The organism is Mesorhizobium sp. M0491 (genome assembly GCF_040321265.1).
Lineage (GTDB): Bacteria > Pseudomonadota > Alphaproteobacteria > Rhizobiales > Rhizobiaceae > Mesorhizobium.
The window spans coordinates 132,840-147,622 of the sequence record NZ_JAMYRE010000007.1 but is presented as its reverse complement, the minus strand read 5'-3'; the positions used below and the strand labels follow the sequence as shown (position 1 = coordinate 147,622).

Annotated in this window: 19 protein-coding genes; 8 read left to right on the top strand and 11 right to left on the bottom strand. The window is 62.0% G+C overall.

What is annotated here, in order from left to right:
* Positions 1–32: 32 nt before the first annotated feature.
* Positions 33–1,067, top strand: coding sequence for an L-threonine 3-dehydrogenase (gene tdh, locus NKI69_RS11120; protein WP_013533376.1), 1,035 nt, complete (start codon positions 33–35; stop codon positions 1,065–1,067).
* A gap of 8 nt (positions 1,068–1,075) precedes the next feature.
* Here the strand turns inward: tdh and NKI69_RS11115 are convergent, their stop codons facing one another.
* Complete coding sequence (locus NKI69_RS11115) at positions 1,076–1,582, bottom strand: DUF2380 domain-containing protein (protein WP_023813581.1); 507 nt, start codon at positions 1,580–1,582, stop codon at positions 1,076–1,078.
* A 75-nt stretch (positions 1,583–1,657) separates the two neighbouring features.
* Positions 1,658–2,206 carry a MarR family winged helix-turn-helix transcriptional regulator gene (locus tag NKI69_RS11110; protein ID WP_023813582.1) on the bottom strand — a complete coding sequence of 183 codons (549 nt, stop codon included), beginning with the start codon at positions 2,204–2,206 and terminating at the stop codon, positions 1,658–1,660.
* A gap of 87 nt (positions 2,207–2,293) precedes the next feature.
* Here NKI69_RS11110 and hmgA point away from each other — a divergent pair, with 87 nt between their 5' ends.
* The 5 genes from hmgA to NKI69_RS11085 are packed head-to-tail and all read left to right on the top strand — an operon-like array spanning position 2,294 to position 6,349.
* Positions 2,294–3,607, top strand: a complete 1,314-nt coding sequence (gene hmgA / locus NKI69_RS11105; RefSeq protein ID WP_352721288.1) for a homogentisate 1,2-dioxygenase — start codon at positions 2,294–2,296, stop codon at positions 3,605–3,607.
* A gap of 11 nt (positions 3,608–3,618) precedes the next feature.
* Positions 3,619–4,506 carry an MBL fold metallo-hydrolase gene (locus tag NKI69_RS11100; protein ID WP_023813584.1) on the top strand — a complete coding sequence of 296 codons (888 nt, stop codon included), beginning with the start codon at positions 3,619–3,621 and terminating at the stop codon, positions 4,504–4,506.
* On the top strand, positions 4,503–5,516 hold the full coding sequence (locus NKI69_RS11095) for a fumarylacetoacetate hydrolase family protein (RefSeq protein WP_128305082.1): 1,014 nt from the start codon (positions 4,503–4,505) through the stop codon (positions 5,514–5,516). The genes NKI69_RS11100 and NKI69_RS11095 overlap by 4 nt, the downstream gene beginning before the upstream one ends.
* Positions 5,517–5,520: 4 nt before the next feature.
* Positions 5,521–5,808, top strand: coding sequence for a hypothetical protein (locus NKI69_RS11090; protein ID WP_128305083.1), 288 nt, complete (start codon positions 5,521–5,523; stop codon positions 5,806–5,808).
* Between the two features lie 4 nt (positions 5,809–5,812).
* Complete coding sequence (locus NKI69_RS11085) at positions 5,813–6,349, top strand: DinB family protein (protein WP_023813587.1); 537 nt, start codon at positions 5,813–5,815, stop codon at positions 6,347–6,349.
* Positions 6,350–6,367: 18 nt separating this feature from the next.
* Here NKI69_RS11085 and NKI69_RS11080 read toward each other — a convergent pair whose 3' ends face one another.
* The 3 genes from NKI69_RS11080 to hppD form a co-directional block, all read right to left on the bottom strand.
* Entirely contained in the window at positions 6,368–6,745 is a 378-nt protein-coding gene (locus NKI69_RS11080; protein ID WP_023813588.1) for a type II toxin-antitoxin system VapC family toxin, read from the bottom strand.
* Complete coding sequence (locus tag NKI69_RS11075; RefSeq protein ID WP_023813589.1) at positions 6,742–6,966, bottom strand: type II toxin-antitoxin system Phd/YefM family antitoxin; 225 nt, start codon at positions 6,964–6,966, stop codon at positions 6,742–6,744. Before NKI69_RS11075 ends, NKI69_RS11080 begins: the two co-directional genes overlap by 4 nt.
* A 68-nt stretch (positions 6,967–7,034) precedes the next feature.
* Complete coding sequence (gene hppD, locus NKI69_RS11070) at positions 7,035–8,147, bottom strand: 4-hydroxyphenylpyruvate dioxygenase (RefSeq protein WP_128305110.1); 1,113 nt, start codon at positions 8,145–8,147, stop codon at positions 7,035–7,037.
* Positions 8,148–8,284: 137 nt separating this feature from the next.
* On the opposite strand from hppD, the gene NKI69_RS11065 reads away from it, so the two are divergent.
* Positions 8,285–8,752, top strand: a complete 468-nt coding sequence (locus tag NKI69_RS11065) for an Lrp/AsnC family transcriptional regulator (protein WP_128305084.1) — start codon at positions 8,285–8,287, stop codon at positions 8,750–8,752.
* Between the two features lie 13 nt (positions 8,753–8,765).
* Here NKI69_RS11065 and NKI69_RS11060 read toward each other — a convergent pair whose 3' ends face one another.
* The 4 genes from NKI69_RS11060 to aztA all read right to left on the bottom strand — a co-directional run bounded on the left by NKI69_RS11060 (position 8,766) and on the right by aztA (position 11,908).
* Positions 8,766–9,104, bottom strand: coding sequence for a protein tyrosine phosphatase family protein (locus NKI69_RS11060; RefSeq protein WP_128305085.1), 339 nt, complete (start codon positions 9,102–9,104; stop codon positions 8,766–8,768).
* A 150-nt stretch (positions 9,105–9,254) separates the two neighbouring features.
* Positions 9,255–10,196: a zinc ABC transporter substrate-binding protein AztC gene (aztC, locus tag NKI69_RS11055; protein ID WP_128305086.1), complete on the bottom strand. Its 942-nt coding sequence runs from the start codon at positions 10,194–10,196 to the stop codon at positions 9,255–9,257.
* 27 nt (positions 10,197–10,223) lie between these two features.
* A complete protein-coding gene (gene aztB / locus NKI69_RS11050; RefSeq protein ID WP_031212890.1) occupies positions 10,224–11,099 on the bottom strand; it encodes a zinc ABC transporter permease AztB in 876 nt (291 codons plus the stop codon).
* Positions 11,099–11,908: a zinc ABC transporter ATP-binding protein AztA gene (gene aztA, locus NKI69_RS11045; RefSeq protein WP_352721283.1), complete on the bottom strand. Its 810-nt coding sequence runs from the start codon at positions 11,906–11,908 to the stop codon at positions 11,099–11,101. The genes aztB and aztA overlap by 1 nt, the downstream gene beginning before the upstream one ends.
* A gap of 227 nt (positions 11,909–12,135) precedes the next feature.
* On the opposite strand from aztA, the gene NKI69_RS11040 reads away from it, so the two are divergent.
* On the top strand, positions 12,136–12,480 hold the full coding sequence (locus NKI69_RS11040; protein ID WP_352721281.1) for a RidA family protein: 345 nt from the start codon (positions 12,136–12,138) through the stop codon (positions 12,478–12,480).
* 148 nt (positions 12,481–12,628) lie between these two features.
* Here the strand turns inward: NKI69_RS11040 and hutC are convergent, their stop codons facing one another.
* Positions 12,629–13,369: a histidine utilization transcriptional repressor HutC gene (hutC, locus tag NKI69_RS11035; RefSeq protein WP_352611667.1), complete on the bottom strand. Its 741-nt coding sequence runs from the start codon at positions 13,367–13,369 to the stop codon at positions 12,629–12,631.
* On the bottom strand, positions 13,366–14,718 hold the full coding sequence (locus tag NKI69_RS11030) for a formimidoylglutamate deiminase (RefSeq protein WP_352721279.1): 1,353 nt from the start codon (positions 14,716–14,718) through the stop codon (positions 13,366–13,368). Before NKI69_RS11030 ends, hutC begins: the two co-directional genes overlap by 4 nt.
* Positions 14,719–14,783 lie beyond the last annotated feature (65 nt).

Genomic DNA, 14,783 nt, shown 5'->3' with positions numbered 1-14,783 from the left:
ATTCCGGATCAAGAGATTCAAGGGACAAAAGCATGTCGAACATGATGAAGGCGCTGGTGAAGGCCAAGGCCGAACCGGGCATCTGGATGGAAGAGGTGCCGGTACCGGAGATCGGTCCCAACGACGTGCTGATCAAGATCAAGAAGACGGCGATCTGCGGCACCGACGTGCATATCTACAATTGGGACCAGTGGGCGCAAAAGACGGTGCCGGTGCCGATGGTGACCGGCCATGAATTCGTCGGCACCGTTGCCGATTTCGGCGCCGCGGTCACCGAATACAAGGTTGGCCAGCGCGTGTCGGGCGAAGGCCACATCGTCTGCGGTCATTGCCGCAACTGTCGCGCGGGCAGGGGGCATCTGTGCCGCAACACGCTCGGCGTCGGCGTCAACCGTCCCGGCGCTTTCGGCGAGTATCTGGCAATCCCGCAGCACAATGTCGTGCCGATCCCCGACGATGTGCCGGACGAGATCGCCGCCATCTTCGATCCCCTGGGCAACGCCGTCCACACGGCACTGTCCTTCGATCTGGTCGGCGAGGATGTGCTTGTCACCGGCGCCGGGCCGATCGGCATCATGGGCGCGCTCGTCGCGCAATGCGTCGGCGCGCGCAAAGTGGTCATCACCGACATCAACCCGGTGCGGCTGGCGCTGGCCAAGAAACTCGGCGTCCAGCATGTCGTCGACGCCTCGAAGGAAAAGCTGCGCGACGTCATGCCGGTGCTCGGCATGACCGAGGGGTTCGACGTCGGCCTCGAAATGTCGGGCGCTGCCCCCGCTTTCCGCGATATGATCGACACCATGAACAATGGCGGCAAGATCGCCATTCTGGGCATCGCGCCGACCGGCTTCGAGATCGACTGGAACAAGGTCATCTTCAAGATGCTGCATCTCAAGGGCATCTATGGCCGCGAGATGTTCGAAACCTGGTACAAGATGATCGCGCTTGTGCAGGGCCCGTTGGATGTCTCCGGCCTCATCACGCACCGCATCGGCATCGACGACTTTCAAGCCGGCTTCGATGCGATGCGCAGCGGCAGTTCCGGCAAGGTGGTGATGGACTGGTAGATGCCGCCCTACCGCAGGATTCTGTTTTTCATCAGCCATTTCACGGAGCGGGGCCACGCGTGGTTCGCACCCATGCGAAGATCGGTAAACCCCTCCGAAACATGTCTCCCGGTTTCGGCGTCAAGGATGCGAATGAACATAGTATGTTCTGTTCGGTTGACGCGCGTTACGACGCCAAGCAAGGCAAGCGACGCGCCGTGCTCCTTGGCAATCGGGCCTTCACAACCAGCGCAGTTGCGCAATCCGTGCGGCGCAGCAGCCTGTGTATCCCTCGCCGGCACATCAATTACTGTAAAACGCCCAGACTGGGAGAGCATGTCCCTCGCAACTTGTGCCGATTCCGACAGATAGCGCCTGTCATATTCATCCGGGGGAATTATTCCCGCCCCGGCGCTCTTATCCTCCAATTCGAAAGGGAACACTTCGATCGACATCGGCTTTGTCTGCTGGGCCTGCGCAAATGTGCAGGTGCCTACAAGCAGCGTCACCAGGACACTTAATGTGCGAATGCTCATCGTAGTCCTCCCGTCGGTGTGATGGGCATTATACGCGGCCTGACAACGCAAATCACGATCAAATCGAAGGCAATGCTATGCTTTGGCTGTGGTGGGAGCTCCCACGCAGTCTCGCTCGAACTCCGTCGTCCAGAGTGATTGGCTTGATCTTGGACTAGCTAGGGACCAGGCATTGGTCTCCAATGCAGCCAGTCCGCTGGTGATCGCCGCGCGCTCTTCAGCACTTAATCTTGCCAGCAAATCCCGTTCGAACGCCTTCGCCAGCGGCACCATCTCGCGATAGGCGGCAAGCCCCGTTCCGGTCAGCGTCAGATGTTCGATACGGCGGTCTTTTTCGTCCGGTTTTCGCGTCAGCCAGCGACGCCGTTCGAGTTCGGCGACAGCGCGCGAAACCTTTGTCTTGTGCATGGCCGACTGTTCGCCCAACGCCGTCGCCGTCATCGTGCCACGCTGTCCGAGCCCGGCCAGCGTGCGCCATTCGGGACGCGTGAGGCCGTGACGATCCTTGTATATCCTCGAGAATTCCCGGCTGACGGCCTCGGCAAGCCGGTGGAGCCGGTAGGGCAGGAAATTTTCCAGATTGAGAATTTCAGGCGCGTCGGACGCTTCGCTCTTGATCACCATTTTTCAAAGCCGCCATTGATGGTTACATTTTCAATGGTTACAAATGAAACCAGTTTGGTCAATGGATATCCATTTCGGGAGGAAGCAATGGCCTTTTCCTATATGCCGGGCTTCGGCAACGACTTCGAAACCGAGACGCTGCCCGGTTCGCTGCCGCAAGGACGGAATTCGCCGCAGCGGCCGGCCTACGGTCTTTACGCCGAGCAGCTTTCGGGCTCGCCCTTCACCGCGCCGCGCGGCACCAATGAGCGCTCCTGGCTGTATCGCATCCGACCGAGCGTCAAGCACACTGGGCGTTTCAAGGCGGCCAGCTATCCCTTGTGGAAGACCGCTCCCAATGTCGGCGATCATGAACTGGCGCTTGGCCAGTATCGCTGGAATCCGGTGCCGATGCCGAAGGAGCCGACCGATTTTATCAAGGGCATGCGCAGCATCACCACCGCTGGCGACGTGCTCGGGCAAACAGGCATGGCAGCGCATGTCTACGTCGCCAACCGTTCGATGGTCGACGATCATTTCTTCAACGCCGACGGCGAGTTGCTGGTCGTGCCGCAGGTCGGCGCCTTGCGCTTCGTCACCGAGATGGGCGTCATCGAGCTGCGGCCCGGCGAGATCGCGGTGCTGCCACGCGGTCTGGTCTTCAAGGTCGAGCTGGTCGACAAGGAAGTCCGCGGCTACGTCTGCGAGAACTACGGCGCCAAGTTGACGCTGCCCGACCGCGGCCCGATCGGCGCCAACTGCCTTGCCAACCCACGCGATTTCAAGACGCCTTGTGCCTGGTTCGAGGAGAAGGAAACGCCGTGTCGGCTGACGGTGAAATGGTGCGGCAATTTCCATGTCACCGAGATCGGCCATTCGCCGCTGGACGTCGTTGCCTGGCACGGCAATTACGCGCCATACAAATATGATCTGGCGACCTTTTCGCCGGTCGGAGCGCTGCTGTTCGACCATCCCGACCCATCGATCTTCACGGTGCTGACCGCGCCGAGCGGCGAGGAGGGCACCGCCAATATCGACTTCGTCATCTTCCCGCCGCGCTGGCTGGTGGCCGAGGATACGTTCCGGCCGCCCTGGTATCACCGTAACATCATGAGCGAGTTCATGGGCCTGATCCACGGCCAGTACGACGCCAAGGAAGAAGGCTTTGTGCCCGGCGGCATCAGTCTGCACAATCTGATGCTGGCCCATGGGCCGGATGCGCCTGGCTTCGAAAAGGCCTCGCGCGCGGACCTGAAACCGGTCAAGCTCGACAACACCATGGCGTTCATGTTCGAAACCCGATTTCCGCAGATGCTGACCCGCTACGGCGCCGAACTCGAAACCCGGCAGGACAATTACATCGACTGCTGGGCGGATCTGAAGAAGCGTTTCAACGGCACGCCCGAGGGCGACTGGTCTTGAGCACCGAGCCAATGCCGGATCGGTTGGTGATTTTGGGCTCGAAGGGTGGTCCGGCATTGCGGCCGGGTGGTCCATGGCCGAGCTCGTCGCTGCTGCAGATGGGCGGCCGCTGCATCGTCGTCGATTGCGGCCTTGGCGTCACGCGGGGTCTCGTCGATGCCGGCATCAGCCTGAAATCGCTCGACCTGATCTTCATCACGCATCTGCACTCCGACCATGTGCTGGAACTGGGGCCGCTGATCCACACCGCCTGGACGGCGGGTCTGGCGGCGCCGGTCCACGTGTTCGGTCCGCCCGGCACGGATCATTATTGGCAGCGCTTTTGCCAGGCGATGGACTTCGACATCGAAATCCGCGTCGTCGACGAGGGCCGGCCGGATATTCGAGACCTGGTTTCGATCGTCGAATTCGGCGAAGGCCAGGTGCTCGAGCAGGGCGGCTTGACGGTTTCGGCGCTGCGCGTCGAGCATCCGCCGGTGACCGACTGTTTTGCCCTGCGCTTCGAACACGGCGGGAAAAGCGTGGTGTTCTCCGCTGACACGGCCTTCTTTCCGCCGCTCACCGAATTCGCCCGGAGTGCGGATATCCTCGTCCATGAAGCCATGCTGGAGGAAGGCATCGAGCGGCTGGTGGCCAGGACCGGCAATGGCGCGCGGCTGAAAGAGCATCTGCTTGCCAGCCACAGCTTTGCCGAAGAGGCCGGCAGCATCGCCAGCGATGCCGGGGTGAAGAGACTGGTGCTCAATCACCTCATTCCAGCCGACGATCCCGGGATCGGCGAGGCCGACTGGACTGCCGCTGTCAGGAAAACATGGGCTGGCGACTTGACGATCGCCCGCGACGGCCTTGTTGTGGGCTTAAGCAGCGGGAAAGCTGCACAAGGAGAGGAAATCGCATGAAGCTTGCCACATTGAAGGACGGGACGCGCGACGGAAAACTCGTCGTCGTCTCGCGCGACCTGACACGCTTCACCGACGCCTCGTTCCTGGTGCGCACGCTGCAGGCGGCGCTCGACGACTGGCGCCGCATCGCCCCGCATCTCGCGACAATAGCGGAATCGCTTGAGAACAATGCGATGCCGGCGGAGCGCTTCCACGAGCATGACGCCCACTCGCCGCTGCCGCGCGCCTATCAATGGGCCGACGGCTCGGCTTACGTGAACCATGTCGAGCTGGTGCGCAAAGCGCGCGGCGCCGAGATGCCGGCGAGCTTCTGGACCGACCCGCTGATCTACCAGGGCGGCTCGGACGCCTTCATTCCGCCACGTGACCCGATCCGCATGGCTGACGAAGGCTTCGGCATCGACATGGAGGGCGAGGTCGCCGTCATTGTCGACGACGTGCCGATGGGCGCCACTCTCGAAGAAGCGCGCGCTGCGATCCGGCTGGTCATGCTGGTCAATGACGTCACGCTGCGCGCGCTCACCGGACCGGAACTGGCGAAGGGGTTTGGTTTTTTCCAGTCAAAGCCGTCCTCGGCGTTTTCGCCGGTCGCGGTCACGCCGAACGAACTGGGTGACGCCTGGGACGGCGGCAAGGTCAGCCTGCCGTTGCTCGCCGACCTCAACGGTAAGCCGTTCGGCCGGGCCAATGCCGGTGTCGACATGACCTTCGATTTTCCGGCGCTGATCGTTCACGCTGCCAAGACCAGGCCGCTTGCCGCCGGCACGATCATCGGTTCCGGCACCGTTTCCAACAAGCTCGACGGCGGGCCGGGCAAACCTGTCTCGGCCGGCGGCGCCGGCTATTCCTGCATCGCCGAACTGCGCATGATCGAGACCATCGTGTCAGGCGAAGCCCAAACGCCGTTCCTGCGCTTCGGCGACACGGTACGCATCGAGATGAGGGACAAGGCCGGGCATTCGATTTTCGGCGCCATCGAGCAGAAGGTCGAGAAATACGAGAGGTAAGGGAATGACGGGGGTCTATCTGCTGGCCGGTGTCTGGGCACTCGCCATACTGGCGGTCTTCATCCAGGCGATCCGGCTGAGTTACCGCATCGAGGCGCGCTCGCCTGACCTGACCAACCGCAGCGGCTTTCCGCGCAAGGCGATGATGTTGCACACCATCACCAACATGAAAGTCGCCCGGGATGAGGAGACGCAAGCCATGCGTCGGCGCATGAACCGGCTGCTGCTGATCGTTCTTGCGGGATTTGCAGCTATGTGGGCGGGCTTGTATCTGGTGCGGGCAGGGGGCTGATCTCGTGAACCTGCTTGACCATCTGCGCCGTATGGCCGGCAACAATCTGTGGTCGAACGACCGGCTCTACCGCGCGGTGCTGTCCCTCCAGCCCGGTGAGTTCGAGGCCGAACGCACCAGCTTCTTTCCGTCGATCAAGGCAACTCTCAACCACATCCTTGCGGTCGATCTTCTCTATCTCGATTTTCTCGAAGAGGGTGGTCTCGGTGCTGCCGCCCATGACGACTTCGTGCCCCTCGACGAGCCGGCGGCGTTGTTTGCCGCGCAGGTCGCAGCCGACCGGCGGCTGATCGCCTTTTGCGATAGGCTGTCGGCCGACGATCTCGATCGCCGCGTCATCACCGACCGGCGCGAGGACGGCATGATCCCCGAGCGCATCGGCGATATCCTCGCCCATGTCTTTCTGCACGACATCCATCACCGCGGCCAGGTGCACGCCATGCTGTCCGGCACGTCGGTCAAGCCGCCGCAACTGGACGAGTTCTTGCTCGATTATGATTTGAAGCTGAGACAAGTGGAGGTTGAGCGGCTGGGTTTGTGAGACCAATTGCTTGGCCGATCATGCCACAGCGACACCGTAACGGGCGAAATGCGGGTCGGATGTCAAGATGGTCAGGTTCTCTACTTGCGCCTGCGCGATCAGCAGTCTGTCGAATGGATCACCATGATGGTGGGGTAGGCTGCTGACGGCGTTCGCATGCTGCAAAGTGACGGCAAGTGGCTGAAATTGCATTCTGGGAAGCAGCGTTGGCAGATCGTCCGGCGCGTTGAGTTTTCCGATTGAGCGTTTGATGGCAATTTCCCAGACGCTTGCCGCGCTCGCGAACACCACCGCTTCCGAAGCCAAGATAGCGCGGTGGTGCTGGCTGAGACGTGGATCGTCTGAAATCGACCACAGGATGATATGCGTGTCGGCGAGAAACGGGCCGACCGTCATTTCACGTACTCGTCCCATTCGGGACCGAGTTCATCAAAATCGTCCGCAATCCAAATCTTGCCCTTCAAGGCGCCAATACGCGGCAGTGGTTCGGCCGCTGCCGGCGGTACGATGCGCGCGGCCACCTTGCCGTGGCGTGTGAGAACGATCTCCTCGCCGGCTTCCGCGCGGCTGACGAGTTCCGACAATTTGGCCTTGGCCTCGGCGATGGAAACATTCATAGCGCGATCCGTATGACCATAATTTAGGTCATAATTGGTCGCGCCGCAAGAAGCCCGGTTCGAATCTACTACTCCGCAGCCTGAACCTTGATCACCCCGCGCTTGATCTGGTCCTGCTCGATCGATTCGAACAGCGCGCGGAAGTTGCCCTCGCCAAAACCTTCGTCGCCCTTGCGCTGGATGAACTCGAAAAAGATCGGGCCGATCACGGTCTTCGAAAAGATCTGCAGCAGGATCTTGGTCGTGCCGCCGTCGACCACGCCTTCGCCGTCGATCAGGATACCGTGCTTCTTCATCCGCTCGATCGGTTCGTCATGGCCATTCACGCGGTCATACGACATGTCGTAGTAGGTCTCCGGAGGGCCGGGCATGAACTTCAGGCCGTTCTCGGCCAACCTGTCGGTGGCGGCGTAGATCTCGTCGGTGCCGACAGCGATGTGCTGAATGCCCTCGCCATTGTACTTCTTCAGGTATTCGGCGATCTGGCTAGTCTCGTCCTTGGACTCGTTCAGCGGAATGCGGATCTTGCCGCAGGGCGAGGTGATGGCGCGGCTCACCAGGCCGGTGATCTTGCCGTCGATGTCGAAGAAATGGATCTGTTTGAAGCCGAACAGATTGCGGTAGAAATCCCACCACTTGTCCATCTGGCCGCGATAGACATTGTGGGTCAGGTGATCGAGGTAATAGAAGCCGACGCCTTCCGGCCGCGGGTCGCGAGTGCCCAGCCATTCGAACTCGGCATTATAGGCCGAACCCTTCTTGCCGTAGGTCTCGATGAAATAGAGCAGCGAGCCGCCAATGCCGATGATTGCCGGCACGTCGAGCGCCTTGTCGGCGCCTTCGTAAGGCGTGGCTCCCTTGGCAACCGCGTGATCGAAAGCGTGCTTGGCATCGACCACCCGCCAGGCCATAGAGGCAGCACAGGGGCCGTGCTTGTCGACGAATTTCATTGCATGCGAGCCGGGTTCGGCATTGACGACATAGTTGATGTCACCCTGCCGCCAGATGGTGATGTCTTTCGTGCGGTGCTTAGCCACCGCGACATAGCCCATACGGGTGAACAGTTCAGCGAGCTTCTGGGGCTCCGGATGCGCGAATTCGACAAACTCGAAACCGTCGGTGCCGGCCGGGTTGTCCTTGCTGATCTTGGCGGGCGGGGCGTCGTGCGGGAAGGGACCCATCATATTCCTCCGAAGCTGGCCTGGCCTGAAAAGGCCCTTTGACACGATCATAACGCGGAGGAGGCGCACGGTGCTTGCATTCAAACGCTTGAAATGATGATGTCATGCGTGAATCGTGCATGATGCGAGGAAAAACCATGGATGAAGCGCGCATTGATCAGTTTGACCGCAAGATAATGGCGCTATTGCAGGGTGATGCGCGGCTGACCAACAATGATCTTTCGGAGCGGGTGAACCTGTCGGCGTCGCAATGCTCGCGCCGCCGCCAGCGGCTCGAGGAGGATGGCTTTATCAAGGGCTATCGGGCGGTGCTCGACCGCGACAAACTCGGTTTTTCGCTGGTCAACGTCATTTCGGTCACGCTCGCCACGCACAATCGCGACAATGCGCGGCGCTTCGGCGAGCTGGTGGCACGGCTGCCTGAGGTGCAGGAAGCGCACGCGCTGACCGGCGAGATGGATTACATCCTGAAAGTGGTGACGCCCGACCTGAAGTCGCTGTCGGAATTCGTCAACGGCGTGCTCTTGCCGCACGAATCCGTGCAGCATGTGAAGACGGCGATCGTGCTTGAGACACTCAAGGAAACCGCCGCGCTGCCGATCTAAATCTTGAGCGGATCTAACCCTTCGACTGTTGGATCAGCCCATAGAGATTGGTGCAGCGGGCGCCGGAGCGGCAATAGGCGAAGACCGGGCCGTCGAGTTCGTCGAGCGCTTCGGCCTGATCCCCGACATTCTCGGCGGTGATCTGTCCGCTGATCACCGGAATGTAGCGGAAGGCAAGCCCTGCGGCTTCGACCGCTGCCTTGACGGTTTCGGCAGAAGGCTGGCCGGGCTGTTCGTCATCGGGCCGGTTGCAGATGACGCTCTTGAAGCCGGCTTCCTTGATGGCGGCGACGTCCTCAGGCTGGATCTGGCCCGAAACCGAATAGTCCTCGCTGATTTCGCGGTATTCCATGGCAGCATCCTCGCAAACTGGTCAGGCGGCAGTCTTGCCACTCCCCGACATGGGCGGCAATCCGTACCGAAGGAATTCTCTGCCAAATAGACACTGCGTGCCGGAAAATCCAACCGGGCCGATGCGGCCCGGCTGGACGATCCTTCAAACTCAGCTGCCGAGAATGGCGCCTTTGATCTGACGGATGTTGTTGTGCATCATGTCGATATAGGTCGCGGCCGGGCCGTCAGGCTGCGACAGCGCGTCCGAATAGAGCGTGCCGCCGACCTTGATGCCGGTTTCGCTGGCGATCTGTTCGATCAGGCGCGGGTTGGTGATGTTCTCGACGAAGATCGCAGCCGCCTTGTCCTGCTTCACCTGATTGACCAGTTTGGCGACGTCTGCGGCGGATGGCTCGGAGTCTGTCGAGATGCCTTGCGGAGCGAGGAAGGTCAGGCCGTATGCGTGTTCGAAATAGCCGAAGGCGTCATGCGAGGTGATGACGACGCGCTTGCTCTCCGGGATCGAGGCAATCGCCGTTTTCACTTCACCTTCGACCGCGTCGAGCTTCTTGGTGTAGGCGGCGGCATTGGTCTGGTAACTGACGCAGCCTTCGGAATCGGCCGCGCAGAAGGCCTCGGCGATGTTCTTCACGTAGATCCTGGCATTGGCGATCGACTGGAAGGCGTGCGGATCGGTGACCGTCTTGCCGCCGCCGGTGCCTGCACCTTCGGCCGCGTCGGCGTCGGCGAATTCAGGCTTGAAATCGATCGGCGTCACGCCCTTGGTCAAGGTAATGATAGACGCCTTGGTGGCGCTGGCATCGACCAGCCGCTGCAGGAAACCTTCGAAATGCAGGCCGTTGACCAGCACGATGTCGGCCTTGGCCATGGCCACAGCATCGGCCGGGCTCGGCTCGTAGACATGGGCGTCGCCATCCGGCCCGACAATGGTGGTGACGTCGATGCGGTCGCCGCCGACATTTTTGGCGAAATCGGCAATGACGGTGAAGCTGGCGACCACTTTTAGCGGTGCCGCCAAGGCCGACGATGCGCCAAAGGCGGTTAATGTTATAACGCTCATAGCCAGGGCGGCATGGATCGATTTCAGCATAGACGGGTCTCCTTCTAGGGGCGGGGATCAGGCCGTTCTGTGACGGTGATGGATGATGCGCGCGCGCAGAATGCCGCGCGTGCCAAACAGGATCGAGGCGAAATAGACGACGCCGGCCGACAGGATGATGGCCGGGCCGGATGGCAGCGACGCGTGATAGGACAAAAGCAGCCCGGCGACGCAGGACGCAAAGCCGATCAGCACCGCCAGCACGCACATCGGCTCGACGCGAACTGTCCAGAAGCGGGCAGCTGCGGCCGGCAGCATCATCAGCCCAACCGACAGAAGCGTGCCGAGTGCCTGGAAGCCGCCGACAAGGTTGAGCACGACAAGGCCGAGGAAGATGAAATGCACCGGACTGCCGAGCCGGCTGACCGAGCGCAGGAACAGCGGGTCGAGGCATTCGGCGACCAGCGCCCGCCAGAAGATGGCGAGGCTGACCAGCGTCACCGCGACGATGCCGCCGATCAGCGTCAGGGCCTCATCGTTGAGCGCCAGCACGGTGCCGAACAGCACGTGCATGAGATCGACGCTGGAACCGCGGATCGACACCATCAGCACGCCGATGGCGAGCGAAATCAGATAGAACGCCGCCATCGAGGCGTCCTCGCGCTGGATGGTGAAGCGCGAGACGGCGCCGGCGCCGAGCGCGACGATGACGCCGGCGATCAGGCCGCCGATGGTCATCGGCAGGATCTCCAGTCCATAGAACAGGAAGCCGGCGGCTGCACCGGGCAGGATGGCGTGCGCCATCGCGTCGCCCGACAGGCTCATGCGTCGCAGCATCAGGAAGACGCCGATAGGGCAGGCGCCGAGCGACAGCATCAGCGAACCGATCAAAGCCCGCTGCATGAAGCCGAAATCGGCGAAGGGCGCGATGACAAGACCGTAAAGCATGTCCATCAGGCAGCCCTCGGTCCGACGCCGTGTTGATGGTCATGGTGATCGTGGCCATGGTGATCGTGACCATGAGCGTCCTCGCCCGGCTCGCACCAGGGTGCATTTTCTTCCCAGGCTTCGTGGAAGCGGCGGGCGCGCAACAGGTTATCAGGCTTCAGCGTTTCCCTGGTTTCGCCCCAGGCGATCGGCTGGCGGGCGAGAAGCAGCGTTTCGGGGAAATTCTGCCGCACCAGGTCCAGATCGTGCACGACAACCATGATGGTGCGTTCCTCGCCATGCCAGTGCTTGATCAGGGCAATGAGGTCGCCGACCGTCTTGGCGTCGACAGCATTGAAGGGTTCGTCGAGCAGGATGAGGTCGGCGTCCTGCAGCAGGACACGCGCAAACAGCGTGCGCTGCAACTGGCCGCCCGACAGCGTGTCGATCGGCCGCTTCTCGAAACCGCCGAGGCCAACCGCCATCAGCGCCTTGCTGACGTCTTCGCGATCTTCCCTGGTGTAGCGGCCAAGCAGGCCGCGCCGTGGCCACAGGCCGAGCGAAACCAGATCCACCACCCGTGCCGGAAAGGAGCGGTCGAGCTCCGATTGCTGCGGCAGATAGGCGGCACGTACACCGGGCGCGCGGATAACCTCGCCGGCCATCGGCTTCAGGACGCCGACAATGCCTTTCATCAGCGTCGATTTGCCGGAGCCATTGGCGCCGACCACAGCGGTCAGCGAGCCCTTGCGGATGGTGCCGTCGAGATGATGGATCGCCGGATGGCTGCCGTAGCCAAGCGTCAGGTCGCGGAATGTCAGGCAGGTATTTGTCATTCTGCGATCCGTAGGCGACGAAATCCGGCTGCTGGCAGCGGCCGACTGGATATGTGATGTTATTACATTAGTCAACAAGCCAATCCGGCGGAATTGCGGCCGCAGGGTCAACTTGCCGTGTTTGCACATCCATATGCCGTTGGCCCAAGGGGATTCGACCTGACGATCTTGCCCGAAGCCGGTCGCGACTCTAAAGAAGCGCAACCGCCACAGGAAGGAACCATCCAATGAGCATTCGTCGCATCGATATTGGCCCGCGCATGAGCCAGATCGTCATCCATGGCAATACCGTCTATCTGGCTGGTCAGGTCGGCCAGCCAACCGGCAACGTCGCTTCGCAGACCAGGGACATCCTGGCGGCCATCGACGAACTGCTGGCCAAGGCCGGTTCCGACAAGACCAAGATACTGCAGGCGATCATCTGGCTGGCCGACATGAGCACCTTTGCCGAGATGAACGCGGAGTGGGACAAGTGGGTGCCGCAAGGCAACACGCCAGCCCGCGCCACCGGCGAAGCAAAGCTCGCCACCCCGGATTATCTGGTCGAGATTATTATTACCGCGGCGATTTGATCGGCGGCCTTCTACCTCCCCCTTGTGGGGAGGTCGGACCGAAGGTCCGGGTGGGGGTCGGCGCCGCTGCCCTCCGCTATGGCTCCGGGCGTTCGGTGTTCGAAAAGCCAAATCGTTGGCTTTTCGCCAGCCTGCGGCTGGACACGCCTCACCCCTGCGACGGCCTGAACCTTGCCACCAGCGTGTGGCTCTCGGCTGCGTAGGTAAAGCGTACATGGGTGACCGGATGTTCGGCGCTCCATGTCCGCCGCTCGACCACCAGGCAAGGCGCACCGGTTTCTATGTCGAGTGCCGCGGCGATATGCCTGTCGGCTGCGACAGCGCGAATCCGGTGCTCGGCTTCGCTCCACGGCACGCGGCCGATCAGCCATGGCCCTGGTGCGATGGCCACGAATTCCTCGTCCGCTGCCTCGGGCACGGCGGTGAGGTTGATCAGCCGCTGTTCATGCGCGAACGGCCGCTCGCCGGCGAAATGCCCGCATTCCAGCGCCAGAACCGGTCCGGCCAAGCCCAATTCCAGCGAGGCGCGGTCCCCGGCGCTGCTGCGCCTTTTGTGTCGCATCACGCGCTCGTAGCGATAGGGCAGACCGAGCGCTTCGACCTCGATGCGGATATCGTGGATTTCCAGCACCGCCGCTTGCGACTGCGGCCGGCGCACAAAGCTGCCTGAGCGGCGGCGGCGTTCGATCAGCCCGGCCTTGGCAAGCTGTGACAGCGCCTTGTTCACCGTCATGCGCGAGCAATTGTATTGCACGCTCAATTCGTGCTCGAACGGGATGCGATGGCCGGGCGCCCAGGCCCCGGACGTGATCTTCTCGCTAATGTCGGTCAGGATGCGCTGGTGCAGCGAGCCGCCACCTTCCGCTACCACTGTGTCGGCCATGCTCATGCCGAAAGCGCCGTCATCACGCTGCGAAACCGCCCGGCGATGGCCTCTCGCTTCACATGCCTGCCGCCGCTGACCTGTTTGAGCCCATGCACCCAGACGCAGTCGACCTTGCTGCCATTGGCGAAGATCCAGGCGTCGAGAATTGCGTCGCCGGTCTTGCCGGCCAGCGAGGGATTTTTGGGATCGAGCGAGACGAGATCGGCCGAGGCGCCGGCGGCGATCGCGGAAGCACCGGCGCCAAGCGCGACGCTGCCACCGTCGAGTGCGGCGTCGAACAGCGCGCGGCCAGTCGAGCCGCCGGCGACCGCCAGCACATTACGGGCGCGGCGGGCGAGGCGCTGCGAATATTCGAGCTGGCGCAACTCGTCCGGGAGGCCGATGAGCACGTTGGAATCGGAGCCGACCCCGAAGCGGCCGCCATGGTCTCTGAACAGTGGCGCTGCAAAAGTGCCGTCGCCGAGATTGGCCTCGGTGATCGGGCAAAGGCCGGCGATGGCGCCACTCCTGGCCATGGCAACGGTTTCAGCATCGGTCATGTGCGTGGCGTGGATCAGGCACCAGCGCTTGTCGACCTTGGCATGCCCAAGCAGAAATTCGACCGGCCGCGCGCCCGACCAGGCAAGGCAATCCTCGACCTCTTTCACCTGCTCGGCAATGTGGATGTGGATAGGCCCATCCGGTGCTATGGCAGTCACCTCAATCAGTTCTTCCGGTGTCGCGGCGCGCAAACTGTGCGGAGCGACGCCGACGACAGCCTGATTCAGTGCACGAACCGATTCGCGGCATTTCTCAACAAGCCGCGAGAACCGATTCACATCGTTGATGAATCGCCGCTGACCTTCGTTTGGCACTGCACCGCCGAAAGACGAGTGCGCATAAAACACCGGCAACAGCGTCAGGCCGATGCCCGTCTCGCCGGCCGCGGCCGCAATGCGTTCGGCCATCTCGGCGAGGTTGGCATAGGGTTTTCCATCGCGGTCGTGATGCAGATAGTGAAATTCGCCGACGCGGGAAAAACCGGCCTCCAGCAACTCGACATAGAGCTGCGCTGCAACCGCCTCGACCTGATTGGGCGTCATCGACAGGGCGAAGCGGTACATCACCTCTCGCCAGCTCCAGAAACTGTCGGCGGAGGGGCCGCGAAGCTCGGCAAGGCCGGCCATGCCGCGCTGGAAGGCGTGGCTGTGCAGATTGGGCATGCCGGGCAACAGGATTGCGTGGCGTTCGTCGCCGGCTACCGCTGCGGCGCCAGGCTGAACGGCTGTAATGCGTCCCTCGGCCAAGGTGAGCCGCACATTGTCGTGCCAGCCATTGGGAAGGAGTGCCTGTTCCGCAAAGATCGCTGCCACTTTTCTCTCCGGTCCTCTGTCTCTCATGCGATGATGGCACTTGCAGTGCGTTTCAATATGTATAT